We start from the raw sequence: 26,289 nt of genomic DNA, 5'->3' as shown, positions 1-26,289 counted from the left end.
GCAAACCGATGACCGAATTGGCCTATGACGCCTCCGAGGGGACCGCGCCCTTGCATCGACGTCTCGCCGCGAACGCAGCAAGACCGCTGCAATGGTTGTTGAAGCTGCTGCCCGGGATCGCGCTACTACTGTTCTGGCAATGGGCGTCCGGCCGGCTGATCAAGGAAATCTATGTCAGCAAGCCGACCGCGGTTGCCCAGCGCCTCTACGAGCTGTTCATGTCCGGCGAGATCTATCCGCATCTGTGGACCACCGGCCAGGAGCTTGTACTCGGCTACGTCATCGGCGTCGCGGGCGGCGTGATTGGCGGCTACACGCTCGGCCGCTCGCCGCGGCTTGCTCGAATCTTCGAGCCCTATGTGATGGCGTTCTACGGCGTGCCCAAGATCGCGCTGGCGCCACTCTTCATCATTTGGTTCGGCATCGGGATGGGATCGAAAATCGCGCTCGCCTCGATCATGGTGTTCTTCCTGGTGTTCTACAACGTGTTCGCCGGCGTGCGCAGCGTCGACCGCGAGTTGGTCAATCTCACGCTGGTGATGGGCGCAAACCAGCGTCAGCTCACGTATCACGTGTTCCTGCCGGCTGCGGCGCCATTCGTGATGCTCGGCATGCGGCTCGCCATCCCCTACAGCGTGATCGGTGTGATCGTCGGCGAATTCACCTCGTCGGCGCAAGGGCTCGGCCTGTTCATTCACGAGGCCTCATCAACCTACGATCCCGCGGGCGTGTTCGCGGGCATCGTGATCCTGCTGGCGTTCGTGACCGTCGCGAATTTTCTCGCCGGCCGGCTCGAGCGGCGCCTGTTGCGCTGGCGCGCGCTTTCAGGCGCGGGCCCGATCGACGTCTAGGAGAGCATGATCGGAAACAACGGAACCGTTCCTTCGAGAGAACCATCTCGAATGGATAGGTGAGTACGACAGGATTCAAATTGCATCGCATCACGTTCCGGAACAGGGAGATTTTCATGCGCGCGACCATGGGTTTGGCGAAAGCGGTCATGATCGGCGCCACGCTGATGCTGCTGCCGACGGTGGCGACGGCACAGCAGACGGTGCGGATCGGGCTCGGCGCCCCGACCTTGAGCTTCCTGCCGATCTGGTCGGCGCGCGCGCTCGATACGTTCAAGACGCAGGGACTAACCGCCACCGTCGTGGCGCTGCCCGGCGGCGACGCTTCGGCGCTCGCTGCCGTTGATGCCGGCGACATCGAACTCGCGGCGGTCGGCCCCGACGCGATGCTGCGCGCCGTGGCCAAGGGCCAACCCTTCCAGATCGTCTATTCGCTGATGTCGAAAGTCACGCTCCAGCTTGTCGTCTCGCCCGCGCTCATGGAGCGCACGGGCGTAAAGACGACCGATCCGCTCGAGAAGCGGCTCGCCGCCATGAAGGGCGCGCTCGTCGGCGCCACCGCCCTTGCCGGCGCGCAAGAAATTGCTGCGCGTTGGCTCGCCGGCAAGGGCGGCCTCAACCCGAAGACCGACATCAAAGTGGCGCAGGTCGGCAATCCGACCGCCGTCCAGGCCGCCCTCGAAGCAAAGCGGATCGACGCCTTCGTGCTGTCACCGCCAGAAGGATTTCTGGCCGAGAAGGCGGGAAGCGGCGTCGTCCTGATTTCGCTCGGAGACGAATTCCCCTTACTGGCAAACCAGCCCTACCTCGTGCTCGTCGCCAAGAAGCCGATCAGCCCGGCGACGACGGAGCTCATCACCAAAACGGCGAAGGCGTTGCAGGAGGCCAGCGCCGCGGCGGTCGACAAGCCGGAGCAAACCGCCGAGGCGATTCAGAAGCAATTCTTTGCCAAGGCGGAACCGCAGGCCATCACGGCCGCGCTCAAGGCGATGCGCAGCGGAGTCGCCGACGGTGGCAAGATCGACGTCCAGAGCATGCAGAATGCGCTGACCTTCGCCAAGGAGGTCGGCACCAATTTCGGCAAGGAGTTCGATGCCAAGACGTCCGAGGGCGATTTGTGGACCAACCACTTCGTCGAGGCGGCGAAGGCCAAGTAGCCATGGCTTTTTCGAGCGAATTGGATACCGGTTCGCCTGAAGAAAACCCGTCAAAGCAAGAATCCGGAGCTTCGGTTCTGATTCAATCGGAACCGGAGCTCTAGCCGCTCGGCGTGAACCGCGCGGTCAGATCGTAGAGCGGCCCCGGATGGACGAGGCGGACCGCCGTGATCGGCTGGCCATTGCGCCAGGTACGACGCTCGATGATGAGGCAGGCCGTGCCCACGTCGATGTTCAAATCCGCGGCCAGCGCCTCGTCGGCGTTGCCGGCCGAGATGCGGTGCTCCGCTTCGGTCCATGGCACATGGTCGACCAGCCACGTGCTGGGCGGCACCTCGGAGAAATCCTGCTGAGCTGCGTCCGGCACCGCATCAAGGTTGAGGATCCGGTCTTCCAGGGCGAATGGTTGCTTGGCGGCATCGTGACGGCAACGCAGCGCCAGGATCGGCGCGCGCAGGTCCAGATCGAGCCGCGCCTTGTCTTCGCGCGTGGCCGTGCGTTTCTGCCGCTGAAGCAGCGCATAGCCGTAGCGTTGGCCGCGGCTTTCGACTTCCGCCTTGAGGTCGGGGATCTGCAGCACGGCCGAATGGACTTTCGGGCGTGACACGAAGCTGCCGGCGCGACGCTTGCGCTCGACCAAGCCCGCCGCCGCGAGTCCCGACAATACCTTGTTCACGGTCATGCGCGCGCAGGAATAGGTATCCATCAGTTCGTGCTCGAACGGCAGCCGGTGCCCGGGCGGCCATTCGCCGGACACGATACGGCCTTCGATGTCGCTGCGGATGCGCTGATAAAGCGCGACCCCGGCGTTGGCGCCTCGTTTTGATGGTGCAGTCATTCCGCGAGCAGAGCCTCCAGCCGACGGCGGAAGCCGGCGGCGACCGATTCCACCTGATGGTGCCGGCCGTTTGTCACAACCTTGCGGCCGGATGTCCAGACGCAGTCCACAGGAGAACGTCGGCTGCCGAAGATCCAGCCGTCGAGAATCGCGTCGGTCGAGTGGCCGGCCAGCGCCGGGTTGTCGGCATCGAGACTGACGATGTCGGCCGCAAAGCCGACCGCGAGGCCACCGGCGATGCCGAGCGCCTGTGCACCGCCGGCAAGCGCGCCGTCGAACAGCGCGCGTCCGGTTGAGGGGGTGTGCGGCGTTGCCATCACGTTGCGCGCGCGCAGCGCCAGGCGTTGCGAATATTCGAGCTGCCGCAGTTCGTCGGCCGCGCCGATCAGGACGTTGGAATCCGAGCCGACACCGAACCGGCCGCCGGCGCGGCAGAATGGCGGCGCATTGAAGATGCCGTCGCCGAGATTGGCCTCCGTCACCGGACAAAGCCCCGCGACTGCGCCCGTCGCGGCCATCGCGCGGATCTCCTCCTCCGTCATGTGCGTGGCATGCACCAGACACCAGCTGCGATCGACCGGCGCATGATCGAGCAGCCATTGCACCGGCCTGCTCCCGCTCCAGGCGATGCAATCCTCGACCTCCTTCACCTGTTCCGCGACATGGATGTGGATCGGCCCGCCGGCGGCGAGCGGCAAGATCGCCGCCATTTCGTCTGGCGTGATCGCACGCAGCGAATGCGGGGCGATGCCGACCACGGCTCCGTCGTATCCTGCAACGGCACGCCGCGAAGCTGCCACCAGATCCGCGTATCGATCGACGCTGTTGACGAAGCGCCGCTGTCCCTGATCGGGTGCGCGGCCACCGAAGCCGGCATGGGCGTAGAACACCGGAAGCAGCGTGAGGCCGATGCCGCTTGCATTTGCGGCGGCGGCGACGCGCCCGGCGAGCTCGGCGATATCGCCGTAAGGCACGCCCGCGGGATCGTGATGGACATAGTGGAACTCGCCGACCCGCGTGAAGCCCGCCTCCAGCATTTCGACATAGGCTTGCGCCGTGATTGCCTCGACGTCGTCGGGCGTCATGCGGCCGACGAAGCGATACATCAGTTCGCGCCAGGTCCAGAAGCTATCGGAGGAGGCGCCCCGAATCTCGGTGAGGCCCGCCATGCCGCGCTGGAAGCCGTGGCTATGGAGATTGGCGAGCCCCGGCAATCCGATTGCGTGCCGCTCGTCGGTGCCGATCGCTGTGACACCGGTATCGACGGACGCGATACGGCCGCTCTCGAGAGACAATCGCACGTCGCGCGACCATCCATCAGGCAGCAGAGCTTGCTTGAAATGGAGCTGGTACAATCTGGTCTCCGACATTGACGTGTCGCCAGGTAATATGTATAGACAAATGGCATCTATGCCAAGCGTTCGGACGCAGAGAATAGCGGGCTTCCATCGTCATGACTGTCGCTGATCGTGTCTGGCATCACTGTCGCCTTGCCACGCTTTCTCCCCGGCGCGAAGGCATCGGGATCGTCGAGGACGGCCTGCTCGCCGCCAAGGACGGCATCATCGTCTACGCCGGACCGAAGGCTGATGCACCGACCGGCCTCGACGCGGCCCGGCGGACCGATTGCGAGGGGCGCTGGATCACGCCCGGCCTGATCGATTGCCACACCCATCTCGTCCATGGCGGCAATCGCGCCGAGGAATTCGAGCTCCGGCTTGCGGGCGCAAGCTATGAGGAAATCGCGCGGCGCGGTGGCGGCATCGTGTCGACGGTGAAGGCGACGCGGCGTGCGAGCGAGGGCGAGCTCGTCTCCGGCGCGCAACGTCGCCTCGATGCCCTGCTCGCCGAGGGCGTGACGACCATCGAGATCAAGTCGGGCTACGGGCTCGAGCTTGCGACCGAGCGCCGGCAGCTCCGCGCCGCACGGCAGCTCGGGCGCGATAACCCTGTCACAGTGCAGACGTCGTTCCTTGGCGCCCATGCGCTGCCGCCCGAGCGGGCCGGCAATTCCAAGGCCTATATCGCCGACGTCTGCGAGATGATCCCACAGCTTGCCGCCGAGGGCCTGGTCGATGCCGTCGACGCCTTCTGCGAAGGAATCGCGTTCTCCGTGGAGGAGACCGCCCAGGTCTTCACCCGCGCGCGTGAATGCAATCTTCCCGTCAAGCTCCATGCCGACCAGCTCTCGAATCTCGGCGGTGCGGCCCTGGCGGCGCGGTTCGGCGCGCTGTCGGCCGATCATCTCGAATATGCCGATGAAGAGGGTATCGCAGCGATGGCCCGCGCAGGCACAGTCGCGGTGGTGCTGCCGGGCGCGTTCTATTTCCTGCGCGAACGGCAGGCGCCGCCGATCGAACTGATGCGCAAGCATCGCGTTCCGATCGGGCTCGCGACCGACAACAATCCCGGCTCGTCGCCGCTGACCTCGTTGCTGCTGACGATGAACATGGCGGCGACGCTGTTTCGCCTGACCGTCGACGAATGCCTCGCCGCCGTGACACGCGAGGCCGCCCGCGCCCTCGGGCTATCGGCCGAGACCGGCAGCCTCGAGGCGGGCAAACGTTGCGATCTCGCAATCTGGAGCATCGAACGCCCCGCAGAGCTGGTCTACCGGATGGGCTTCAATCCCTTGCATGCGCGCGTCTGGCGAGGCCGGACGACATGACCCTGCCGCTCCCTTCTTCACCGGATGTTCTCCCATGACGACACGTATCGACAATGCGCGCACCATTCGTGCGCCCCGCGGCCCGGAGCTTTCGGCAAAGAGCTGGCTGACGGAGGCGCCGCTGCGGATGCTGATGAACAATCTCGATCCGGACGTCGCCGAAAAGCCCGGCGAGCTCGTGGTCTATGGCGGCATCGGACGCGCCGCGCGCGATTGGGAAAGCTTCGACCGCATCGTCTCGACGCTGCGGCGCCTCGACGGCGACCAGACCCTCGCAGTGCAGTCCGGCAAGCCGGTCGGCGTTTTCCGCACCCATCCCGATGCGCCGCGCGTGCTGATCGCCAACTCCAACCTGGTGCCGCATTGGGCGACGTGGGAGCACTTCAACCTGCTCGATCGCAAGGGGTTGATGATGTACGGCCAGATGACCGCCGGCTCATGGATCTATATCGGCAGCCAGGGCATCGTTCAGGGAACCTACGAGACCTTCGCCGAGCTCGGCCGCCGGCACTATAGCGGCAACCTCGCCGGCAAGTGGATCCTGACGGCAGGGCTCGGCGGCATGGGCGGCGCGCAGCCGCTTGCCGCTGTGATGGCCGGTGCATCCTGCCTCGCCGTTGAGTGCCAGCCGTCGCGAATCGAGATGCGCATGCGCACGCGCTATCTCGACCGGCAAGCCAGCGATCTCGACGAAGCGCTGGCGATCATCGAGGACGCCGGACGGACAAGGAAGCCGGTCTCGGTCGGGCTGCTCGGCAACGCGGCGGAGATATTTCCTGAGTTGGTCAGGCGCGGCGTGCGGCCCGATGCCGTCACCGACCAGACCTCCGCACACGATCCGGTCAACGGCTACCTGCCGAAGGGCTGGTCGATTCACGAATGGGAATCGCGCCGCGAGAGCGACCCGAAGGCGGTCGATCGCGCTGCCCGCGCCTCGATGGCCGAGCACGTCCGCGCCATGCTCGACTTCCACCGCATAGGAATTCCGGTCGTCGATTACGGCAACAACATCCGCCAGATGGCGCTCGAGGAAGGCGTCAAGGAGGCGTTCGATTTTCCGGGCTTCGTGCCGGCCTATATCCGTCCGCTGTTCTGCCGCGGCATCGGTCCGTTCCGCTGGGCCGCGCTGTCGGGCGATCCGGAGGACATCTATCGCACCGACGCCAAGGTGAAGGAGCTGATGCCCGACGATGCGTTGCTGCATCACTGGCTCGACATGGCGCGCGAGCGGATCGCCTTCCAGGGCCTGCCGGCCCGCATCTGCTGGGTCGGCCTCGGCGACCGCCACCGGCTCGGCCTCGCCTTCAACGAAATGGTCGCCCGCGGCGAACTCAAGGCTCCTATCGTGATCGGCCGCGACCACCTCGATTCCGGATCAGTCGCCTCGCCCAATCGCGAGACCGAAGCGATGCGCGACGGTTCGGATGCGGTGTCCGACTGGCCGATGTTGAACGCGCTGCTCAATTGCTCGAGCGGCGCCACCTGGGTGTCGCTGCATCACGGCGGCGGCGTCGGCATCGGCTACTCGCAGCACGCCGGCATGGTCATCGTTTGCGACGGCACGCCGGCAGCGTCGCGGCGCATCGCCCGTGTGCTGTGGAACGACCCTGCGAGCGGCGTGATGCGGCATGCCGACGCCGGCTACGAGCTTGCGATCGAGTGCGCGCGAGCCAACAATCTCGACCTGCCGAGCCTCGGTTGAGGACAGGCGCGCCGTGAGGATCGTTCACGCCATCGATTGCCGAACGACGCCGTGGAAGAACGGGGGCGGCGCGACGACGGAGATCGCCGTCGAGCCGCCGGGCGCGTCATTTGATGATTTCGACTGGCGCATCAGCATGGCCCGAGTCGCCTCCGACGGGCCCTTCTCCAAATTCGCCGGCATCGATCGGACGCTTGCCGTGATCACGGGACACGGACTGGCGTTGACGATCGGCGATGCCACAGCGCTGGTGCTCGACGGCGACTCCGACCCGATCCGCTTCGCCGGCGACGTGCCGACCTCCGCGCGACTGCTCGGCGGCGAGATCGTCGATCTCAACGTGATGACGCGGCGCGGACGATTTGAACATCGGCTCCGGCGCATTCGCGAACCCGTGGCCTGCGATTTCGCAGACCATCGGACCGCGGTGGTTGTCGCGCCGTCTGGCGACGTCAGTCTGACCTCGCCGCAAGGCACCGCCCTCCTGGCGCGCGGCGATGCTGCCATTCTTTCGCGCGCTGACGATACGCCGTGCCGGATCGCACCGGCGAATGAGGCGACCGAATGCTACCTCGTGCTCCTGCGCGAAAGCCGTCAGGCCGGCCGAACATAGCCTGCCGCACGCGCCTCGGCATCCCAGCGCAGCATCAGCTCATAGTCCGCGATGTTGACGGGGGCGAAGCCTCCGAGACAAAGCCGGTCTCTCAATTCGGTGCAGGCGGGCGCGCCGGCAAAGGTTGCAAGCGTCGCCTGCAACCTGGCAACGATTTCATCTGGACATCCGGATGCCGCAACCAGGAACGGAATTGGCGCCGGATCGGTGGTCGCCACGATCCTGACTTGCGATGCGAGCTCGGCCTCATGACGCAGCATCAGGTCGAGCGCGTAGCTGTCGAGCGGACCGATATCGATGTCACCGGCGAGCAGCGCGTCGACCACGCGCCTTGGCGTCGTCAGCGGGCCGACGCTTTCGCGATAAAGCCCGGCGCCGCGCTGCCGGTAGTAGTCCAGGAGATGGTGCCGCAGCGCGTTGTAGCCGGAATGGGAGTCCTCGACCGTATAGCCGAGCCGCCCGCCAAACGTATCCTCGATCGCGTGGAATCCGGAGTCTGCTCGGACGAGGAGCCGCGTGGCATAGACCGGCCGCCCTGCGACCGGAGCCCTGGTCGGAACAGGCGCGGCGACCGGGCGTGGCCGATGTGCCGCCAGCATGAACGGAAATCCGCACATGAAGGCGCAACCGAGATCGCTGCGCGACCACAGCTCAGCCAGCGGAAGCGGAAAGGCATGATCGATAACGTCGAGCCCGACGCCGCTTTCGCGCGAAAGCCAGCCGAACAGCTCCTTCCAGGCGGCGGCCGCCTGCGGATTGACCGAATACATTCGCGCGTTGGCAGCATAATGCATTGCAAGATGCCCCAGCCTTCCAATCAGGCAAAGCGCAGACGCTGCCCCACGCCGATGCGCTCGGCCTTTTCCAGCATCGCATGACCCAACGCAATGTCGGACAGCGAAAGTCCGCGATGCCAGAGCAGATTGGTCTCGGCGTCACTCTCGCGCCCCGGCTTGAGACCGGCGACGATCTGTCCGAGCTCTGCGTGCAGCGTCGCCTCGGACAGCTTGCCCGCCTCGACGTGGGCGCGAAGGCTGCCGAATTTTCCGCCCTTGCACTGGCCCCAGTCGTCGACCACGAGCTTCGCCATGATGTCGGTCAGCGAGAGCTCGATCGCGCTCATCGTTCCATAGGGAACGACGAAAGCACCCTTCTTGATCCACTCGGTCTTCAGCATCGGCGTCGGCTTGTCGAGCCGGGAGGCCTCGACAACGATGTCGGCGCCCTCGAGACACGACTTCCAGTCTTCCGTCGCCACCACCTTCTTGCCGAGGTCGCGGCTGAGCCTATCGGCGAAATTTTTGCGGCTTTCCTCGCGGCGCGAATGCACGCGGATCTCGTCGAAATCAAACAGACGGTCGAGCAGCCGGACGTTCCAGTACGCGGTGCCGCGCGCGCCGATATGGCCGAGGATCTTCGAATTCTTGCGGGCGAGATACTTGGCGCCGATCGCCGTCACCGCCCCGGTGCGCATGTCGGTAATGCCGCTCGCGTCCATGATCGCCTTTGGCGCGCCGGTTCGGGGATCGAACAGCGCCAGGATGCCAAGTTCCGAATGAAGTCCGAGTTTGTAGTTGTCGACGAAGTCGCCGACGATCTTGACGCCGGCCCTGTCGATCGGCGGCTTGATCGCCCCACGCAGCACGTTGAAGTGCCCGTTGGCGACGCCGGGTTCGAGATGGACGCGCGGCTCGATGACGGTGTCGCCCCTGCCCTGGGCTGCCAGGCTCGTTTCGATCGCCGACAGGATTTCATCGTCAGTGATCTTCAGCTCGTCGATGTCGAGGCGGTTGAGGTAGGTGATGTAGATCGGCGGCATAACAACGTCCTCCTCAGATTATGTCTATACATAATCCGAGACGATAAGCGTGTCAATCGCGCCGTAGCCAGAACCATGGTTGCTTCGCTGCTTCGCTCGGTACCCATCCAAAATTTCAAACAACGGATATCAGCGCGCATTCTCGCGGCGCGATGTGACCGAGTTTTGCATCTCATCGTCCCTCTTCTTCAGCTGAGGGCGCAGGGGAAGCCGGGTGCCGATTGTCGCTCGGTGGAGGCCGGACTTGCCTCGTCGGGCAAATCAGTGATCGGCGCGCTGACGATAGCTACGCGTCACGACACACTCCAGCGGATCGCGGCATCTGCATCAGGCCTGGTGCCATGACGAGCTGGCATTGTCGAGCCAGCGCCGGGTTGCGTCATCGGACCAGCCGGGGACTGCGAACTGCCCTGATGGAGCCGCGCCCTGTGGAACTGCGCGCTGCGCGGGAGGAACGATCACATGAGGCGTGCGGAAGCGTCCCGCCTTGGCGCGATGACCGGATGCCGCATTGGCCGAGCCGTAGACAACGAACGAAAGGGCCAGCGCCAGCAACAAAGGCAACACTGCATGCGTCGCATTTCGTTTAATCATGTTGCGTACCGTCATGACCTGACCGTGCTGCACAACGCGGCTGCACTATGGATCCATCCCGAGCGACTGGCCGCCGAACTTGGACGGATCGTTGTAGCTGGGAGTGTCGTGGAAGCGAACCGACGGTCGAGGCCACGCGTAGGCCGGAGGCGGGACAGCGGCGAAGCTCGAGGCCACGCCATGGGGAAGGATGACATGATGATGCGCACGGGAATGGTGCGCTGTCGCCGCGTCAGCGGAAGCACCCAGCGCGATCAACAATCCCATTCCCAATCCCAGAACAACACGCATCGACTTTGCTCCAATGGATGAACGCGCTTGTCAGATGATGAGCGGCATATGTGCGTGGATCGCGCGGCCCCAACACATCGCGACTTCACGATCGGTCACATTGCCGGGATCATGCGCGCGCGAGGAAATGACCCTGTCGGGCGGGACTCACACCCCCAGCCGGTCCCTTACCCGCCCCGTCAGTACGGCAGCCGTGACGCCGAGGGGCCAGAAGGCGTGCATCGGAATCGGCTTGACGCCCGTGATCGGCATGTCGATCTCGGCCCTGCTCCCGCCGATCAGGCGGCGGGCGAGTTGGGCGCCCATCGCGGTTGAGAGTGCGACGCCGCGGCCGTTGCAGCCGAGCGAGATCAGGAGATTCTCCGCGGGCTCGTGCACGTGCGGATAGTGGTCCTTGGTGATGGCGAGGCGGCTGTTCCAACCATGAGTCCATGTAACGCCGGCAAGCTGCGGCCACAACCGCTCGGCGTAGCGGATCAGGTAGGAGATGTCGGACGGGCTCTTGATCCAGCGCATCGGGCCGCGGCCGCCCATCAAGAGGCGATTGCGCTGGTCGATGCGATAATAGACCGTGATCTGGCCGCTCTCGTAGAGCACCGGCCGGCTCGGCATGATCGATCGCGCGACATCGTCGGACAGTGGCGCAGTGCATGCGATCGACGAGAACACCGGCACGATGGTGCGGCGGAGCGCCGGCCAGAGATCGTCGGTAAAGCCGTTGGTCGCGAGCAGCACCTTGTCGGCATGCACGACCGCGCGCGGTGTCTCGATGCGCCAGCGCGCGCCGTCACGGCGCAGCGCCAGAGCCGGCGTCTCGCCATGAACGATTGCGCCGGCGCCAATCGCAGCGCGCGCGAGCCCGCGCACGTAACTTAACGGATGCAGATCGCCGCCGCGTGCATCGAGCATGGCACGGAGATAGCGGTCGCTCCCCGTCATCTCGCGCATCTCGGCGGCGTTGAGCAATTTCACCGGCATGCCGCGCCGGATGCACTGCTTCGCCGTCGCCTCGATCGCGGCGGCGCTCGCTTCGTTGTAGGCGGCGCGCAGCGTGCCGTTCTGCCGCGCCTCGCAGGGAATCTGGTAACGGCGGATCAGATCGAGCGTGAAGTTCGTGGTGCCGTAGGAGAATTCGACCATGCGGCGGCCGAGATCGGTGCCGAAATCGGCTTCGATCTGGTCCGGATCGTGCTTCAGTCCCGGATTGATCTGCCCGCCATTGTTGCCGGAGGCGCCCCAGCCCGGCTCCTGCGCTTCAAGCACGATCGCCGGCACGCCCTGCTCGGCGAGATGCAATGCGGTGGAGAGGCCGGTGAAGCCGCCGCCGATGATCGCGACCGGCACGCTCTTGTCCGCGGTGAGCGGTGGTGTCGCGACCGGCGGCACGGCGGTGTCGGCATAGAGGCTCGGCGGCAACGGCAGGCGGACGGGTACGTTCATACGTGTAACCGGATCAAAGCGGATGGAGCACGCGCCGCAGGAAATCCTGGGTGCGGGCGTGCTGCGGCTGGTTGAGAACGGATTTCGCCGCGCCCTGCTCGACGATGACGCCGCCATCGATGAACAACACGCGGTCCGCGACGTCGCGGGCAAAGCCCATCTCGTGCGTGACCACCACCATGGTCATGCCGTCGTCGGCGAGCCGGCGCATCACGGACAGCACGTCGCCGACCAATTCGGGATCGAGCGCCGAGGTCGGCTCATCGAACAGGATCGCCTTTGGCTGCATCGCCAGCGCGCGTGCGATCGCGACGCGCTGCTGCTGCCCGCCGGAGAGTTGTGGCGGGTGCACGTCCGCCTTCTCCGCGAGCCCGACCTGCGCGAGCAGCGCGCGGCCGCGCGCCAGAGCCTCGTCGCGTGGCTCCTTCTTCACGATGATCGGCCCCTCGATGACGTTTTCGAGCGCCGTGCGATGCGGGAACAGGTTGAAGCGCTGGAACACCATTGACACCTGGGTCCTGATCGCGACGATGGAGCTGCTGTCGCGATTGACGCGCGCCCCTTCGACGCGGATGTCGCCCCGGTCGTAGCCTTCGAGCCCGTTGACGCAGCGGAGGATGGTCGACTTGCCGGAGCCCGACGGACCGATGATGCAGACCACCTCGCCCTTCTCGACCGAGGCCGAGATGCCCTTCAGCACCTCGACCTTGCCAAAGCTCTTGTGGACGTCAGTCAATTCGATCATCGCCGTCCCGCCCGCTTCTCGAAATGGCGCACCAGCAGGATCAGCGGGATGCTCATGGTGAGGTACATCAGCGCTACCAGCGTAAACACGCTGGCATTCTTGAAGGTCGACGACGCTATCAGCTTGCCCTGCAGCGCGAGTTCGGCAACCGTGATGGTGGACGCCTGCGAGGAATCCTTCAGCATCATGATCATGACGTTGCCGTAGGGCGGCAGCACGATCTTCACCGCCTGCGGCAGTACCACGCGGCGCATGGTCTGCCACCAGCTCATGCCGATCGCCTGCGCCGCCTCGATCTGCCCCTTGTCGATCGCCTCGATGCCGGCGCGGAAATTCTCCGCCTGATAGGCCGAGTACGCAATCCCGAGCCCGAGAATCGCGGCCTGCAGCGCCGTCAGCGTGACACCGACATCTGGCATCACGAAGTAGAGATAGAACAGCAGCACGATGATCGGGATGCCGCGGATCACATTGATCACCGATGCGCTGAGGCCCGACAGCACGCCGATGCCGGACACCCGCATCAGGGCCCAGACCAGACCGAGAACGGTTGACAGCGCCAGGGAGCCGATGGTGACGACGAGCGTCAGCCAGACGCCATGCAGCAGGATCGGCACGAACTCGACGGCATCGTTCAGGAACTTCTGCATCGGCTCACATTACGCGCGGCGTTTCGTCGGCCTTTGCGTATCAGGAGGCGTTGGCCTTCTGCCCCCATTTCTCAAGGATCCTTGCGATGGCGCCGTTCGCCTTCAGCTTGGCCAGCGAGGCGTTGATCCTGGCCAGCAGCTCTGAATCGCTCTTGCGGATTCCAATCGCGACGGTACCGACGGTAACGGGCTTGTAGGAGTCGACCAGGCGGACGTCGGCAAAATTACCCTGTTTGAGGTTGTAGGCGAGAATCGGATAGTCGGCGAAACCGGCCTTGAGGCGGCCGGCATTCACGTCGCGCAGGATGTCGGGAATCGTGTCGTAGACCTTGACCTCGCTGAACAGTCCCGTCTTCTTCAGCGCATCGACAAAGGCCGTTCCGACCTGGGCGCCGACCACCTCGCCCTTGAACTCCTCCTGCGAACTATAGTTTTTGGTGTCGGCCTTCGGAACCACGAGGCCTTCGCCATAGGTGTAGACGGCGTCGGAGAAATCGATCACCTCCTTGCGCGCAGCGGTGGCAAACATCGCGGCCGCGATGATGTCGATCTTGTTCGAAGTCAGCGACGGGATCAGCGCCGAGAACTGCATCGGCTCGATCTGCACCGCAAAGCCGGCGTCCTTGCCGATCTCGGTGGCGAGATCGACCATGATGCCCTGGATCGAGTTGGTCTTGGTGTCGAGGAAGGTGAAGGGAATGCCCGTCGGCGTCGAGCCGACCTTCAGCACCTGCTGCGCCGAGGCGGGCCAGCTCGCCGCAATGGCGAGGGCCGCGAGTACGGCCTGGACGAGACGCTGAAAGGACATCGCAACACCCCCTGAAGCTGACACCGGCGCCGCGTCGCCCGGCCCCGCGGTTTCGAGCTTGAGGTTGCGGGCGACGCCGTTCCGGCCTATTTTCACCAATATGAAATTGTGGACACGAAACCGCGATCATTGCAAGCGGTTTTCATACGCATGAAGGAAGCGCCCTGACGTGAGCGGCGGCAAGAGAATGCGCAAATCAGCGGCAGGCAGGCCCGCAAAAGCGCGGCGTGCCGCCAAAAAGCCGGCCGAGCCGGCAGTGGACCTCGCGGTCGGCCGCCGCATCCGCGATCTGCGCCGTGCCAGGGCGATGTCACTGGCAACGGTCGCGGCGCGCACGCATCTCTCGATTGGCTTCATCAGCCAGATCGAGCGCGGCCTGTCCTCGCCCTCGTTGCGCGTGCTCGCGACGCTGGCCGACGTGCTCGGCGTCGGCATCGCCGCGCTGTTCGGCGCAGCGCCGAACGATGGCGCATCGAACGGCATCGTCACGCGCGAAGGGCAGCGCGCCGAGCTCAAGCTTTGGCGCACCGGAATCTCAAAGCAGTTGCTGAGCCCCGCCGGTTCGGAGAACCTGCTCAATCTGTTCCTGGTTCACCTCGAGCCCGGCGGCAGCACGGGTGACGAGCTCTATACCCATGACGGCGAGGAAGCCGGCCTCGTTCTCGAAGGCGAGATGACGCTGACGGTGGACGCGGGGACCTGGACGTTGAAGCAGGGCGACAGTTTCCGGTTCGCCAGCCGAAGGCCGCACCGCTTCTCCAATCCGGCCGATGATGCCAAGACCGTCGTGCTGTGGGTGAACTGCGTGACGCAGGCGGGGTGAAGCCCATCGCACGCCGGTGAAGCAAAGATTGCGACCCTTCCCCGGAGGGAAGGGTCGATCGCGCGCCTCCAGGAGAGGCAAGTTAGTCCGAAAGCCCCGTCACAAGCTCCTCGATCCGGATCGGGAAGCGCCGGACGCGGATGCCGGTTGCGTGCCACACGGCATTGGCGACCGCACCTGCGCTGCCGGTGATGCCGATCTCGCCGACGCCCTTGATGCCGAGCGCGTTCACATGTGGATCGTGCTCGTCGACCGTGATCACGTCCATTGGCGGCACGTCGGCATTCACAGGCACGTGGTATTCCGCGAGGTTCGCGTTGAGGATCCGGCCGGAGCGACGGTCGGTCACGGCCTCCTCGTGCAGCGCGAACGACATGCCCCAGATCATCCCGCCGTAGAGCTGGCTCTGGACGAGTCGCGGATTGATGATGCGGCCGGCAGCAAAGGCGCCGACCATCCGCGTGACGCGAACCTGCCCCAGGTTCGGATCGACCTTGACCTCCGCGAACACGGCGCCGTGCGCATGCATGGCATATTGCGATTGCGCCGCCGGATCGGCAGCGCCGCTGCCGCTGGCATCGATTTCCGCCAAGCCGGCGCGCGCGAGGATGTCGGCATAGCTTTCGCTGCGGACATCATCGTCGCGGCGGTGCAGCCGCCCCTGCCGCGCGATCACGCCGGCATTGCCGGCACCGAACAGCGGCGAACGATCGTCCGAGGTCGCGAGCCCGGCGAGCTTGGCGATGACCGCCGCGCCCGCATTGTGGATCGCATTTCCGACAGTCGCGGTGTGTGCCGAACCCCCGGCGATCCCGGCATCCGGGAGATCGGAGGTGCCGGATTTGAATGCGACCTGTTCGAGATCGAGCCCGAGCGCGTCGGCCGAGATCTGCGCGAGCGCGGTCCATGCGCCCTGCCCCATGTCGTGCGCGCCGGTCTCCATCGCACCCGTGCCGTCGGCGCGGATGACGGCGCGCGCATTGCCCTGAAACATCAACGCGGGGAAGATCGCGGTGCCCATGCCCCAACCGACCAGGAAGCCTGCATCGTCGCGCATCTGCCTTGGCGCCAGCGGTCGACGCGACCAGCCGAACCGTTCGGCGGCTTTCGCGTAACATTCGCGCAGTGCCTTGGACGAAAATGGCCTGCCGGTGGCCGGCTCGACCTCGGCATAGTTCTTCAGCCGAAACGCCAGCGGATCGATGCCGCAGGCGAAGGCCGCTTCGTCGATCGCGCTTTCCAGCGCAACCGATCCGGTCGCCTCGCCCGGCGCGCGCATGAACAGCGGCGTGCCGCTGTCGACGCGCAACGCCTCGTGCGAGGTCTTGATTGCCGGAGTAGCATAGAGCGCGTGCGAAACATCGGCGGCGGGTTCATAGAAATCGTCGAAGCTCGAGGTCGTGACTTTCGCGTGATGCTCGATCGCCGTCAGCGCGCCGTCACTGCCGACCCCGATGCGGAGCCGCTGCCGGGTCGGCGGGCGATGGCCGACCGGGCCATACATCTGCTCGCGGCGGAGCACGAGCTTGACCGGACGCCCGACCAGCTTCGCCGCCATGATGCCGAGGATCTGCGGCCCCGCCACAAGACCCTTTGAGCCGAAACCGCCGCCGAGAAACGGGCTGCGAATGTGGATGTTGCCTGGTGGAATGCCGAACAGTCCGCCAATGCGCATCTGCGCGAGCACCATGCCCTGGCTCGGCGTGTCGATCGACAGCCGGTCGCCATTCCACGCCGCGACGATCGCATGCGGCTCGATCGCGTTATGGTACTGCGCCGGCGTCTCATAGATCGCTTCGATACGCTGCGACGCCGCAGCCAGGCCGGCATCGGCATCGCCATGGTGGACTTCGGCCGGATTGCCGAGCCCGACCACCGGCGGGGTGTAGCTCTCGTCGGCGTCGAGGCCGACGCGCGCAGGCGCGACGTCATATCGCGGCGACAGCAGGGCCGCCCCCTCGGTTGCGGCCTCAAGCGTCTCGGCGATCACGACCGCGATCGCCTGGTTGGCGTAGCGCACCTCGTCGCTCTGCAACACCTCCATACGGAAGGCGAACGGATTGGTCTTGGCGTCGGGGTCTTCGGCGAGCTGCGGCTTGTGAGACGGCGTCATGACGTCGACGACGCCGGGATGGCGCCTGGCCGCGGCGACGTCGAGCGAGGTGACGCGCCCGCGCGCGATGCTCGCGGTGGCGATCACGGCATACAGCATGCCGGGCGGATGATTGTCCGCGGCATAGCGGGCTTCGCCCTTGACCTTCAGGACGCCGTCGCGGCGCGTCAGCGGCTGGCCGATATTCGAGCCGTGCCTGAGATGGGCGGGATCGCGGGTCAGGTTGATCTCGGGTGTCATGCGCGCGTTCCTGAAACGGAAGAGAAGGGAGAGCCGGGAAGCGCGGGCATCAGCGCCGGCGTGCCTGCCGCGGCAAGGGTGAGCGCGCGCACCACAATACGCTGCGCGAGCTCGATCTTGAAGGCATTGTCGCCGGACGGTTTTGCATCGGCGAGCGCGGCGCGCGCCGCCTCGCGATAGACGGCAGCATCGAGCGAGGCGCCTGCGAGCAGCCGCTCGGCCGCACGCGCGCGCCAGGGCTTTGCGGCGACGCCGCCGAGCGCAAGCCGCGCCTCGCCGATCCTGCCCTGCTCGATCCGCAGGCTCGCGGCAGCGGACACCACCGCGAATGCGTACGACGTGCGCTCGCGGAGCTTGATGTAACGCCCATGCGCGGCAAAGCTCCGAGCTTCGGCGGGCAGCCGCAGCGCGACGATCAGATCACCCGGCTCCAGTGCGGTCTCGCGCTCCGGTGTGTCGCCGGGCAGACGATGCAGCGCCTCGAGCGACAGCTCGCGGCGGCCGCGCTTGCCTTCGATCTCAACCACCGCGTCGAGCGCAACCAGCGGCACGCAGAAATCGGACGGATGGGTGGCGATGCAGCCCTCGCTCCAGCCGAGCACCGCGTGCAGGCGGTTCTCGCCATGGCGGGCATCGCAGCCGGCGCCCGGCGCGCGCCTGTTGCAGGCGCTCGCGACATCGTAGAAGTAGGCGCAGCGCGTCCGCTGCAGCAAATTGCCGCCGACCGTCGCGGCATTGCGGAGCTGGCCGGATGCACCCGACAGCAGCGCCTCGGCAACGGCGGGATAGGCCTTTGCAAAATCGGGGTCATGCGCGAGATCGGCATTGCGCACCATTGCGCCGATGCGGAGCGAGCCGTCGGCAAGACGCTCGACGCGATCAAGCCCGGGCAGGCGCGTGACGTCGACGAGGCGGCTCGGCCGGCTGACGCCGCCCTTCATCAGGTCGAGCAGATTGGTGCCGGAGGCAAGATAGACCGAACCCGGCTCGGTCGCGGCCCCGATCGCTTCGGCGACGCTGGCCGGCCTGACATAATCGAAGTTCATCATGCGGAGCGCCTCTGGTTGGCAACGTTCATCTTGTCTTGAGCCTCGAGCACGGCCTCGGTGATCCCGGCATAGGCGCCGCAACGGCAGAGATTGCCGCTCATGCCTTCGCGCACGCGCTCCGGGTCGCCACCGGCCCGGCCTTCCTGGATCAGGCCGACCGCGCTCATGATCTGGCCCGGCGTGCAGAAGCCGCACTGGAAGCCGTCATGCGCGATGAAAGCGGCCTGCACCGGATGGAGCTGGTCGCCGCGCGCCAGGCCTTCGATGGTGGTGATCTCGGCGCCGTCATGGCTGAGCGCGAGCGCGAGGCAGGAATTGATCCGCCGCCCGTCGACCAGGATGGTGCATGCACCGCACTGGCCGCGGTCGCATCCCTTCTTGGTGCCGGTCAGGTCGAGGCGCTCGCGAAGGAGATCGAGCAAGGTGACGCGCGGATCGTCGAGCGCGACATCCCGCCGGACGCCGTTGATGGTGAGGCTGATGGAGAAATTCATGCAGGGCTCCGATCCGTGTATGGTCGGTTGAATCAGGCAACACGAGCCTGCGGCCGCCATGCGTGTCAGCGTGCCTTGCCAGGTCGGGTGCTGGCCGCCATATACGGAGGCACCCTCCGGTTAACAAGGGAGGGCAAAAGAAAAGGAATGGCCGGTCAATCAACAAAATTTGCGCGCAGGCCCCGCGCCGATGCCGTGCGCAATCGCGAGCGCGTGTTGGAAGCGGCGAAGGCCGTATTCAGCGCCGGCGGCAGCGACGCGAGTCTGGAGGCCGTAGCGCGCCTTGCCGGCGTCGGCATCGGCACGCTCTATCGCCACTTTCCGACGCGCGAGGCCCTCTATGAAGCGGTCTATCGCCGCGAGGTCGAACACCTCGGCGATCTCGCCGAGCAATTGGGAAGCGGCCCCCAACCGGTCGAGGCGCTGCGGAGCTGGCTGCGCGCCAATGTCGAGTTCGTCGCGACCAAGAAAGGCATGGCGACGGCCCTTGCGCTCGTCGCGCACGGCTCGGCGGAGCTGCATGCCTATTCGTTCGATCGCCTGACCAGGGCGGTCGACGCGCTGCTCAGGCGTGCGGTGGCAGCCGGCGATATCCGCGACGACATCAGCGCCGAGGACGTGCTGCGCGCGTTGATCGGCATGTGCTACGTGCACGACCAGCCCGGTTGGCAAGCGACCGCCCTGCGGCTCCTTGATGTTTTCGTGGACGGATTGCGCGTGCGATCGGCAGGCGGCGAGGCGGCGCCGTCAACGTCAAGGCACAAGCCGACGAGGCGGAAGGCTCTTCGAAAGCAACCGCGCTAGGATGGGGGTACAAAGAGTTGTGACAAGCGCCAAGTCTCGGCACATGCTAACCGGCTACCCGCCATCCTGCGGATCGAAGGATATAATTCGGCCCGATAGAGGACCTAAGATCGTCTGCCGGTAGCCATGCGCGTGATGAGGGATGCAATGCGCCAGTCCTCGACGCTCGACCGCCGCTTGTTCATCAAGGCCGCCAGTCGTTTCATTGGCGCGACGGCCGCGGCCGGAGGTCTGCTATCCCTCGGCCCGTCGATGCCGTGGGCGCGTTCGCAGCCTAAAGCGCCAACGCCCGAACCGCTCATCCAGCCGCCCGAGATGCACAGCGTCAACGGCGTGCTCGATACGACGATTGCGGCAGCACCCGGACCGGTGCAACTCGGCGATCGCACGTTTACCGGACTGCTCTACAATGGCGCTTATGTGCCGCCGACGCTGCGAGCACGTCTGGGTGATACGCTGCGGATCACCTTTCGCAACAATTTGGCCTCCGGGCTCGATCGTCCTGGCTACATGGGCCCTATTTGTGCCGGTGCCGGCACCGCGTCGAACCTGCACTTTCACGGCATGAGCGTGTCGCCGCAGGGCAACAGCGATAACGTATTCGTTCACGTTCAACCCGGCGAAGCATTCCAATACCAGGTGCGCATTCCGGCGTACGGCCGGCAAGGTCCGGGCTTGTTCTGGTATCACCCCCATGCGCACGGCTTCGTCAATGATCAAATTCTTGGCGGCATGTCGGGTGCTCTGGTCGTCGATGGCATCGACCAAGTTTTTCCGCGGCTGCGCGGACTGCCGGAGCGTTTTTTCCTGATCAAGCACGCCAAGTTCGGCGACGAAAGCGAAGTGGTTTCGATCAACGGTCAGATCAATCCCGCCGTCGCCATACGCTCCGGCGAAATGCAATTTTGGCGCATCGCGCACATCGGAGCGTCGGATTTCTACAAATTCCGTATTGAGGGCATGCCGCTTTACGTCGTGGCAACCGATGGGCACGCGTTGTCTCAGCCGCGCAAGATCACTGAGTTTTTCATTGGCCCGGGCGAGCGGATTGACGCCATTGCGATCGGTCCGCCGGCCGGGGAATACCCGATGCGAACCATCTCCTTTCAGAACGAAGCCTGGCGGCCACCTGAACCGGTGCGGCAACTGGCAGTCATCCAGTCCAGCGGTTCATCGCAGAGTGCGGCGATCGAGGATGATATTCTGCGCCTGCGGGTCAATGGGCCGCAATGGATAGATGACGTTCGCACCGCGCCGATTGCGCGACGCCGGACGCTATCTTATTCGCGCACCAACGACCGCAAGACATTCATGATTGACGGCCGCGTCGTCGACGAGGCGCGCACCGACCAAACCGTCAAGCTCGGAGATACGGAAGAGTGGACGGTGGTCAACACGGATCAGCAGTATCACAGCTTCCACATTCACCAGACACCCTTCCTGGTGACGGAAGTAGCCGGCGTTCCATGGCACGATGACAGTCTGCGCGACACCTTTTCAGTGCCGCCGGCAACGGACCAAGGGCCTGGCGTGCTCAAAGTCGTCATTCCCTTCACCGATCCGACGATCGTCGGTAGGTTTGTCTACCATTGTCACGCGGTCGATCACGAAGACAAGGGCATGATGGGCGTCATCGAAGTCGTCGCTTGAACGCGCCGGCACGCGTCGATCAGGTAGCCAACGCAGGTCGCTCCGCGCGCAAGTGCGGCGCAAAAAGGTCCGTGAACGTGAACCAGCTCACACCGTGCTTCCGATGACAGGTCCATCCTCCCGGCTTGGGAGCAGGTCAGATGCGCGATGGACTCCCCACCTCCAGGCCATTGATCCGAGGGTTGCCGGAGCTGAAAAGCCAAGGCCGCGACCTGCGGATAGATGCCTGCCGAGGCATCGCGCTGTGGTGGCTCTTTCTGAACCACATCCCGGACAACATCGGAAGTTGGCTCACTCCGCGGAATTACGGATTCAGCGATGCCGCGGAAATATTCGTCTTTGTCTCGGGTGTCACCTGCGCGCTGGCCTATGGCGGGGCATTGTGCCGCGAGGGCTGGAGCGGAGTCGTCAGACGAACCGTGCGGCGAAGCTGGGATATCTATGTCGCGTTTTTGCTGCTCACGCTCGGCTGCACCATTCTGGCTTACGTCGCGGGCGGCGATCGCCTCGCGGACGCGAGCAATACCCGCGTTCTACTGGATCACCCCGGCGGGACGCTCGCGCGCGCGGCGATCCTGCAATACCGCCCGGTCAACACCGACGTGTTGCCGATCTTCGTGCTGCTGCATCTGTTGTTCGCGCCGCTCCTGTGGCTGCTGCTGCGCAAACCTAACGTGACCCTTGGTGCCTCGCTCGTGCTCTATACACTGGTCCATGCCTTCGACTGGACCGTGCCGGCATGGCCGAACAGCCACTGGGCCTTCAATCCGCTGGCCTGGCAGCTGCTGGTCGTGCTTGGCGCGTGGTGGATGATCGAGGGCGAGAAAGCCCGGCCATGGGTGACCTCACGCCCCGTGCTTGTCATCGCCGTTCTGTACATTCTCTTCAGCCTGATCGTCACATTGAGCTGGCGCATCAAACCGCTGGAAGCGCTGATCCCTCAGGCGCTGGCGCTTCACACCTTGGACAAATCGAATCTCGATCCGCTGCGATTGCTGCATTTCCTGGCCATAGCGGTCCTGGCGGCATGGTGCGTGCCTCGCGATTGGCGAGGGCTGACGACGCCGGTGATGCGCGCCGCGATCCGTTGTGGCCAGAACTCGCTGCCAGTCTACTGCGTCGGCGTCCTGCTGGCATTCGCCAGCCACGCGGCGCTGCTCGAGATCTCGAACGGGCTTGCGATGCAGATAGCACTGAGTCTCGGCGGCGTCGTAACGATGATCGCGACCGCAACCCTGGCGCGCCTGATCAGCGTCAGGCCGCGGCGCGGCGACGAAGCAGCTCATCGCCACGCCGCTCACCTGAGATGGATTGCGTCCGGCCTGGCCAAGGCCGCAGCGGACAATCGCTCCGTTCCCAAAGATGGCGAGACCTTACCCGAACCGGTGGTCGTAGCGGTCGATCGACAGCTCCTTGGTGTCGATGTCAGGTCTCTTGCCGGACAATAGATCCGCGAGCACGCGCCCCGAGCCGCAGGCCATGGTCCAGCCGAGCGTGCCGTGGCCCGTGTTGAGGTGCAGGTTTGCATAGCGCGTCGCGCCGATCACCGGCGGACCATCGGGTGTCATCGGGCGCAAGCCGCACCAGAAGCTCGCCTTGGAAAGGTCGCCGCCGCGCGGGAACAGTTCGGTGAGCGAGTGGTCGAGCGTCGCGCGCCTCGCGGCGTAGAGCTTGGTCGAATAACCCGACACTTCCGCGGTGCCGCCGACCCGGATGCGATTCCCCAGCCGCGTGATCGCGACCTTGTAGCTTTCGTCCATCACCGTCGAGACCGGTGCGCCGTCGGCATCCGAAACCGGCACCGTGATCGAATAGCCCTTGACCGGATAGACCGGCAGCGAGACGCCGAGCGGACGCACGAGACGCGGCGAGTAGCTGCCCAGAGCAACGACATAGGCATCGGCCCGCATCACGCCTGCGCCGGTGGCCACTCCGGTGATGCGCGTCGCGTCCGCGTTCAACCCATCGATGCCGACATTGAAGCGAAAGCGCACACCGATCTTCTCGGCTTCCAGGGCCAACGCCTGGGTGAAGATATGGCAATCGCCGGTCTCGTCCTGCGGCAGACGGAGACCGCCGGCGATCTTGTCCTTCACCGCGGCGAGCGCTGGCTCGGCGGCGATGCAGCCGCCGCGATCGAGTACCTCGTAAGGCACGCCGTATTGCTTGAGCACCGCGATGTCGTCACCGGTATGATCAAGCTGAGCCTGTTCCCGGAACAGCTGCAGCGTGCCGCGCTCGCGCTCGTCATAGCGGATGCCGATCTCGGCGCGCAATGCCCGCAGGCAATCGCGGCTGTACTCGGCGATCGGAATCATCCGGCTCTTGTTCACCGCGTAGCGCGCCGCGGTGCAGTTGCGCAGCATCTTCAGCAGCCAGAGCCACATCACGGGATCGAGCTTCGGGCGGATCACCAGCGGGCCGTGTTTCATCAACAGCCATTTGACCGCCTTCACCGGCACGCCGGGACCCGCCCAGGGCGACGAGTAGCCGGGCGAGACTTCGCCGGCATTGGCAAAGGAAGTTTCCAGCGCAGGCTCGGGCTGGCGGTCGATGACCGTCACCTCGTGGCCGGCGCGCGCAAGATAATAGGCCGACGTGACGCCGATGACGCCGCTGCCGAGAACAAGGACCTTCACTGTTCCTCACATCCTGCAACGGCACCGCGCGCGCCGCTGCGAAAACCCCTGCTTCCGCAGCGACGGCGTTGGTGCGACGGCGACGATCACGCAGCGCGCTTGATCGCGTCGCCGAGGATCGAGACCATATCGTCGATGTGCTTTTTTTCGACAATCAAGGGCGGCGACATCGCAAGCGAGTCGCCACTCATGCGCAGGTAGAGGCCGCTATTGAAGCAATCGACCATGATGTCGTAGCCGCGCGCGCCGACGCCGTCGCTGCGCGGCGAGACCTCGACCGCGCCCATCAGACCGACATTGCGGATGTCGATCACGTTCGGCAGGCCCTTCAGCGAGTGCAGGGCATCGCGGAAGTATTCGGTGAACATGGCACCGCGTGTCAAAAGCCCCTCGTCCTTGTAGATGTCGAGCGTGGCGAGGCCCGCGGCGCAGGCCACCGGATGCGCCGAGTAGGTGTATCCGTGAAACAGCTCGATCGTGCCCTCCGGTCCGGTCATCAGGCCGTCGTAGATCTGGCGGCTGGCGAACACCGCGCCGCAGGGCACGCAGCCGTTGGTGATGCCCTTGGCGGTCGTCATCAGGTCGGGCGTGACGCCGAAATAATTTGCGGCGAACGGCGTGCCAAGGCGGCCGAAGCCGGTGATGACCTCGTCGAGGATCAGCAGAATGCCATGCTTGGTGCAGAGTTCGCGCAGCCGCTGCATATAGCCCTTCGGCGGCGGCAGCACCGCGGTCGAGCCGGGCACCGGCTCGACGATCACGGCCGCGATCGTATCGGCGCCGTGCAGCGCCACCAACCGCTCGACATCGTCGGCGAGCTCGGCGCCATGCTCCGGCAGATCCTTTGCGAAAGCGTTGCGGGCGAGATCATGGGTGTGACGGATGTGATCGACGCCCGGCAGATGGGTCGCGAAGGCGCGGCGATTGGCCACCATGCCGCCCACCGACATGCCGCCGAAGCCGACGCCGTGATAACCGCGCTCGCGGCCGATCAGGCGGGTGCGGGTCGGTTGGCCGGCGGCGCGGTGATAGGCGAGCGCGATCTTCAGCGCGGTGTCGACCGACTCGGAGCCGGAATTGGTGAAAAAGATGCGATCGAGGCCCTTCGGTGCGATGCCGGCGAGCCGCTCTGCGAAGTCGAAGGCCAGCGGATGGCCCATGTTGAACGAGGGCGCGAAGTCCAGCGTCATCAGCTGCCGCTCGACGGCGGCGGCGATCTGGCGGCGGCCATGGCCGGCGTTGACACACCAGAGGCCGGCGGAGCCGTCGATCACCTTCCTCCCGTCGACCGAGGTGTAATACATGCCCTCGGCGGAGGCGAACAGCCGCGGCGCCTTCTTGAACTGCCGGTTGGCCGTGAACGGCATCCAATAGGAATCGGTCTTGATGGTGTTCGGGATCTGATGGACGGTCACGGCGGCCTCCGTTGCTGATCTCACCAGTCGGACCACGCTTCGCGTCACTCAACAAGTCCTTTTCTGCCGTACCGCAACCCATTGATCTGATTGGGGCGGTCTGCGCATATTTGTTCGATCCGCAACACCTGCAACAGGGACAGGGCCATGAGCGTCGATATCGGTGGACGGCTGCGATTCATTCGCGCGCGCCAAAAGCTCTCCCAGCGCGAACTTGCCAAGCGCTCCGGCGTAACCAACTCGACCATCTCGCTGATCGAATCGAACCAAATGAACCCATCGGTCGGCGCGCTCAAGCGCATCCTCGACGGCATCCCGATGGGGCTCGCCGAATTCTTCGCCCTCGAACCGGAACGGCCGCGCAAGGCGTTCTACCGCGCCGAGGAACTGACCGAGATCGGCAAGCAGCCGATCTCCTACCGCCAGGTCGGCGACAATCTGTTTGGCCGGAGCTTGCAGATCCTGAAGGAGCGCTACGAGCCCGGCAGCGACACCGGCCGGGTGCCGCTGTCGCATGCGGGCGAGGAAGGCGGCATCGTGGTAAGCGGACGGCTCGAAGTCACGGTCGACGACGAGCGGCGCGTGCTGAACGCCGGCGATGCCTATTATTTCGAGAGCCAGCGTCCCCACCGCTTCCGCTGCATCGGCGCCAAGCCATGCGAGGTGATCAGCGCCTGCACGCCACCGACGTTTTGAACCCGGTGCGTCTGGCCTGCGAGCTACCGCGCGAGGACGGCGTGTCGCGGCCCATTGGCGCCTGCCTCACCCGACATCGACCTGTTCAAGGGCTCGATCCGGTAGGAGCGACGCCGGCGGATCACTGGTTGCGGGTCTGGCGATCGCCCCGGGCGATCACGGCGGCGAGCGTACCGAACATCATGGTCAC

25 protein-coding genes are annotated in these 26,289 nt (G+C 65.3%); 10 read left to right on the top strand and 15 right to left on the bottom strand.

Annotated elements, in window-relative coordinates:
* The first annotated feature begins 8 nt into the window (after positions 1 to 8).
* Both JQ553_RS31340 and JQ553_RS31335 read left to right on the top strand, forming a co-directional pair.
* On the top strand, positions 9 to 851 hold the full coding sequence (locus JQ553_RS31340) for an ABC transporter permease (protein ID WP_212503927.1): 843 nt from the start codon (positions 9 to 11) through the stop codon (positions 849 to 851).
* Between the two features lie 116 nt (positions 852 to 967).
* The gene (locus tag JQ553_RS31335; RefSeq protein ID WP_212503926.1) at positions 968 to 2,008 is read left to right on the top strand and encodes an ABC transporter substrate-binding protein; all 1,041 of its coding nucleotides are present in this window, start codon (positions 968 to 970) and stop codon (positions 2,006 to 2,008) included.
* A gap of 100 nt (positions 2,009 to 2,108) precedes the next feature.
* Here the strand turns inward: JQ553_RS31335 and hutC are convergent, their stop codons facing one another.
* The gene (gene hutC / locus JQ553_RS31330; protein ID WP_212503925.1) at positions 2,109 to 2,846 is read right to left on the bottom strand and encodes a histidine utilization repressor; all 738 of its coding nucleotides are present in this window, start codon (positions 2,844 to 2,846) and stop codon (positions 2,109 to 2,111) included.
* Positions 2,843 to 4,201, bottom strand: a complete 1,359-nt coding sequence (locus JQ553_RS31325) for a formimidoylglutamate deiminase (protein WP_212503924.1) — start codon at positions 4,199 to 4,201, stop codon at positions 2,843 to 2,845. The genes hutC and JQ553_RS31325 overlap by 4 nt, the downstream gene beginning before the upstream one ends.
* A 98-nt stretch (positions 4,202 to 4,299) precedes the next feature.
* On the opposite strand from JQ553_RS31325, the gene hutI reads away from it, so the two are divergent.
* Genes hutI through JQ553_RS31310 form a run of 3 tightly spaced genes read left to right on the top strand, consistent with a single transcriptional unit; the run spans position 4,300 to position 7,829 of the window.
* Positions 4,300 to 5,514: an imidazolonepropionase gene (gene hutI, locus JQ553_RS31320; RefSeq protein ID WP_212503923.1), complete on the top strand. Its 1,215-nt coding sequence runs from the start codon at positions 4,300 to 4,302 to the stop codon at positions 5,512 to 5,514.
* Between the two features lie 34 nt (positions 5,515 to 5,548).
* On the top strand, positions 5,549 to 7,216 hold the full coding sequence (gene hutU, locus JQ553_RS31315; protein WP_212503922.1) for a urocanate hydratase: 1,668 nt from the start codon (positions 5,549 to 5,551) through the stop codon (positions 7,214 to 7,216).
* A 13-nt stretch (positions 7,217 to 7,229) separates the two neighbouring features.
* Entirely contained in the window at positions 7,230 to 7,829 is a 600-nt protein-coding gene (locus JQ553_RS31310; RefSeq protein WP_212503921.1) for a HutD family protein, read from the top strand.
* On the opposite strand, the gene JQ553_RS31305 is transcribed toward JQ553_RS31310, so the two are convergent.
* From JQ553_RS31305 to JQ553_RS31270, 8 genes are all read right to left on the bottom strand, one after another.
* Positions 7,811 to 8,623 (bottom strand): phosphate/phosphite/phosphonate ABC transporter substrate-binding protein, encoded by an 813-nt coding sequence (locus JQ553_RS31305; protein ID WP_212503920.1) that lies wholly within the window; start codon positions 8,621 to 8,623, stop codon positions 7,811 to 7,813. The genes JQ553_RS31310 and JQ553_RS31305 overlap by 19 nt on opposite strands.
* A gap of 23 nt (positions 8,624 to 8,646) precedes the next feature.
* Positions 8,647 to 9,648, bottom strand: coding sequence for an ornithine cyclodeaminase family protein (locus JQ553_RS31300; protein ID WP_212503919.1), 1,002 nt, complete (start codon positions 9,646 to 9,648; stop codon positions 8,647 to 8,649).
* Positions 9,649 to 9,975: 327 nt separating this feature from the next.
* Positions 9,976 to 10,257, bottom strand: a complete 282-nt coding sequence (locus JQ553_RS31295) for a hypothetical protein (RefSeq protein ID WP_249144716.1) — start codon at positions 10,255 to 10,257, stop codon at positions 9,976 to 9,978.
* 30 nt (positions 10,258 to 10,287) lie between these two features.
* The gene (locus JQ553_RS31290; protein WP_212503918.1) at positions 10,288 to 10,533 is read right to left on the bottom strand and encodes a hypothetical protein; all 246 of its coding nucleotides are present in this window, start codon (positions 10,531 to 10,533) and stop codon (positions 10,288 to 10,290) included.
* Between the two features lie 147 nt (positions 10,534 to 10,680).
* Complete coding sequence (locus JQ553_RS31285; RefSeq protein WP_212503917.1) at positions 10,681 to 11,973, bottom strand: FAD-binding oxidoreductase; 1,293 nt, start codon at positions 11,971 to 11,973, stop codon at positions 10,681 to 10,683.
* 13 nt (positions 11,974 to 11,986) lie between these two features.
* A complete protein-coding gene (locus tag JQ553_RS31280) occupies positions 11,987 to 12,718 on the bottom strand; it encodes an amino acid ABC transporter ATP-binding protein (protein ID WP_212503916.1) in 732 nt (243 codons plus the stop codon).
* A complete protein-coding gene (locus JQ553_RS31275; RefSeq protein ID WP_212503915.1) occupies positions 12,715 to 13,368 on the bottom strand; it encodes an amino acid ABC transporter permease in 654 nt (217 codons plus the stop codon). Before JQ553_RS31275 ends, JQ553_RS31280 begins: the two co-directional genes overlap by 4 nt.
* A 40-nt stretch (positions 13,369 to 13,408) precedes the next feature.
* A complete protein-coding gene (locus tag JQ553_RS31270; protein WP_212503914.1) occupies positions 13,409 to 14,176 on the bottom strand; it encodes an ABC transporter substrate-binding protein in 768 nt (255 codons plus the stop codon).
* Positions 14,177 to 14,363: 187 nt separating this feature from the next.
* Here JQ553_RS31270 and JQ553_RS31265 point away from each other — a divergent pair, with 187 nt between their 5' ends.
* Positions 14,364 to 14,999, top strand: a complete 636-nt coding sequence (locus JQ553_RS31265; RefSeq protein WP_212503913.1) for a cupin domain-containing protein — start codon at positions 14,364 to 14,366, stop codon at positions 14,997 to 14,999.
* Positions 15,000 to 15,081: 82 nt separating this feature from the next.
* On the opposite strand, the gene JQ553_RS31260 is transcribed toward JQ553_RS31265, so the two are convergent.
* From JQ553_RS31260 to JQ553_RS31250, 3 genes are read right to left on the bottom strand one after another with little or no spacing between them, the layout of a single operon-like run.
* A complete protein-coding gene (locus tag JQ553_RS31260; RefSeq protein WP_212503912.1) occupies positions 15,082 to 17,352 on the bottom strand; it encodes a xanthine dehydrogenase family protein molybdopterin-binding subunit in 2,271 nt (756 codons plus the stop codon).
* A complete protein-coding gene (locus JQ553_RS31255) occupies positions 17,349 to 18,401 on the bottom strand; it encodes a xanthine dehydrogenase family protein subunit M (RefSeq protein WP_212503911.1) in 1,053 nt (350 codons plus the stop codon). The genes JQ553_RS31260 and JQ553_RS31255 overlap by 4 nt, the downstream gene beginning before the upstream one ends.
* Positions 18,398 to 18,895, bottom strand: coding sequence for a (2Fe-2S)-binding protein (locus tag JQ553_RS31250; protein WP_212503910.1), 498 nt, complete (start codon positions 18,893 to 18,895; stop codon positions 18,398 to 18,400). Before JQ553_RS31250 ends, JQ553_RS31255 begins: the two co-directional genes overlap by 4 nt.
* Before the next feature lie 147 nt (positions 18,896 to 19,042).
* Between JQ553_RS31250 and JQ553_RS31245 the strand changes: the two genes are divergently transcribed.
* From JQ553_RS31245 to JQ553_RS31235, 3 genes are all read left to right on the top strand, one after another.
* Entirely contained in the window at positions 19,043 to 19,699 is a 657-nt protein-coding gene (locus JQ553_RS31245) for a TetR/AcrR family transcriptional regulator (protein ID WP_212503909.1), read from the top strand.
* A 177-nt stretch (positions 19,700 to 19,876) separates the two neighbouring features.
* Complete coding sequence (locus JQ553_RS31240) at positions 19,877 to 21,349, top strand: multicopper oxidase family protein (RefSeq protein ID WP_249144715.1); 1,473 nt, start codon at positions 19,877 to 19,879, stop codon at positions 21,347 to 21,349.
* A 140-nt stretch (positions 21,350 to 21,489) separates the two neighbouring features.
* Positions 21,490 to 22,797 carry an OpgC domain-containing protein gene (locus tag JQ553_RS31235; RefSeq protein ID WP_212503908.1) on the top strand — a complete coding sequence of 436 codons (1,308 nt, stop codon included), beginning with the start codon at positions 21,490 to 21,492 and terminating at the stop codon, positions 22,795 to 22,797.
* On the opposite strand, the gene JQ553_RS31230 is transcribed toward JQ553_RS31235, so the two are convergent.
* On the bottom strand, positions 22,723 to 23,988 hold the full coding sequence (locus tag JQ553_RS31230) for a D-amino acid dehydrogenase (RefSeq protein WP_212503907.1): 1,266 nt from the start codon (positions 23,986 to 23,988) through the stop codon (positions 22,723 to 22,725). The two genes, JQ553_RS31235 and JQ553_RS31230, sit on opposite strands and share 75 nt — an antisense overlap.
* A gap of 86 nt (positions 23,989 to 24,074) precedes the next feature.
* On the bottom strand, positions 24,075 to 25,403 hold the full coding sequence (locus JQ553_RS31225; protein WP_312015216.1) for an aspartate aminotransferase family protein: 1,329 nt from the start codon (positions 25,401 to 25,403) through the stop codon (positions 24,075 to 24,077).
* A 147-nt stretch (positions 25,404 to 25,550) separates the two neighbouring features.
* Here JQ553_RS31225 and JQ553_RS31220 point away from each other — a divergent pair, with 147 nt between their 5' ends.
* Positions 25,551 to 26,099 (top strand): cupin domain-containing protein, encoded by a 549-nt coding sequence (locus JQ553_RS31220; protein WP_212503906.1) that lies wholly within the window; start codon positions 25,551 to 25,553, stop codon positions 26,097 to 26,099.
* Positions 26,100 to 26,289 lie beyond the last annotated feature (190 nt).

It is taken from the genome of Bradyrhizobium lablabi (genome assembly GCF_018131005.1).
Classification (GTDB): Bacteria; Pseudomonadota; Alphaproteobacteria; order Rhizobiales; family Xanthobacteraceae; genus Bradyrhizobium; species Bradyrhizobium lablabi_D.
Note: the sequence above shows the minus strand (reverse complement) of the source record. Positions and strands in the feature narration are given on the sequence as shown.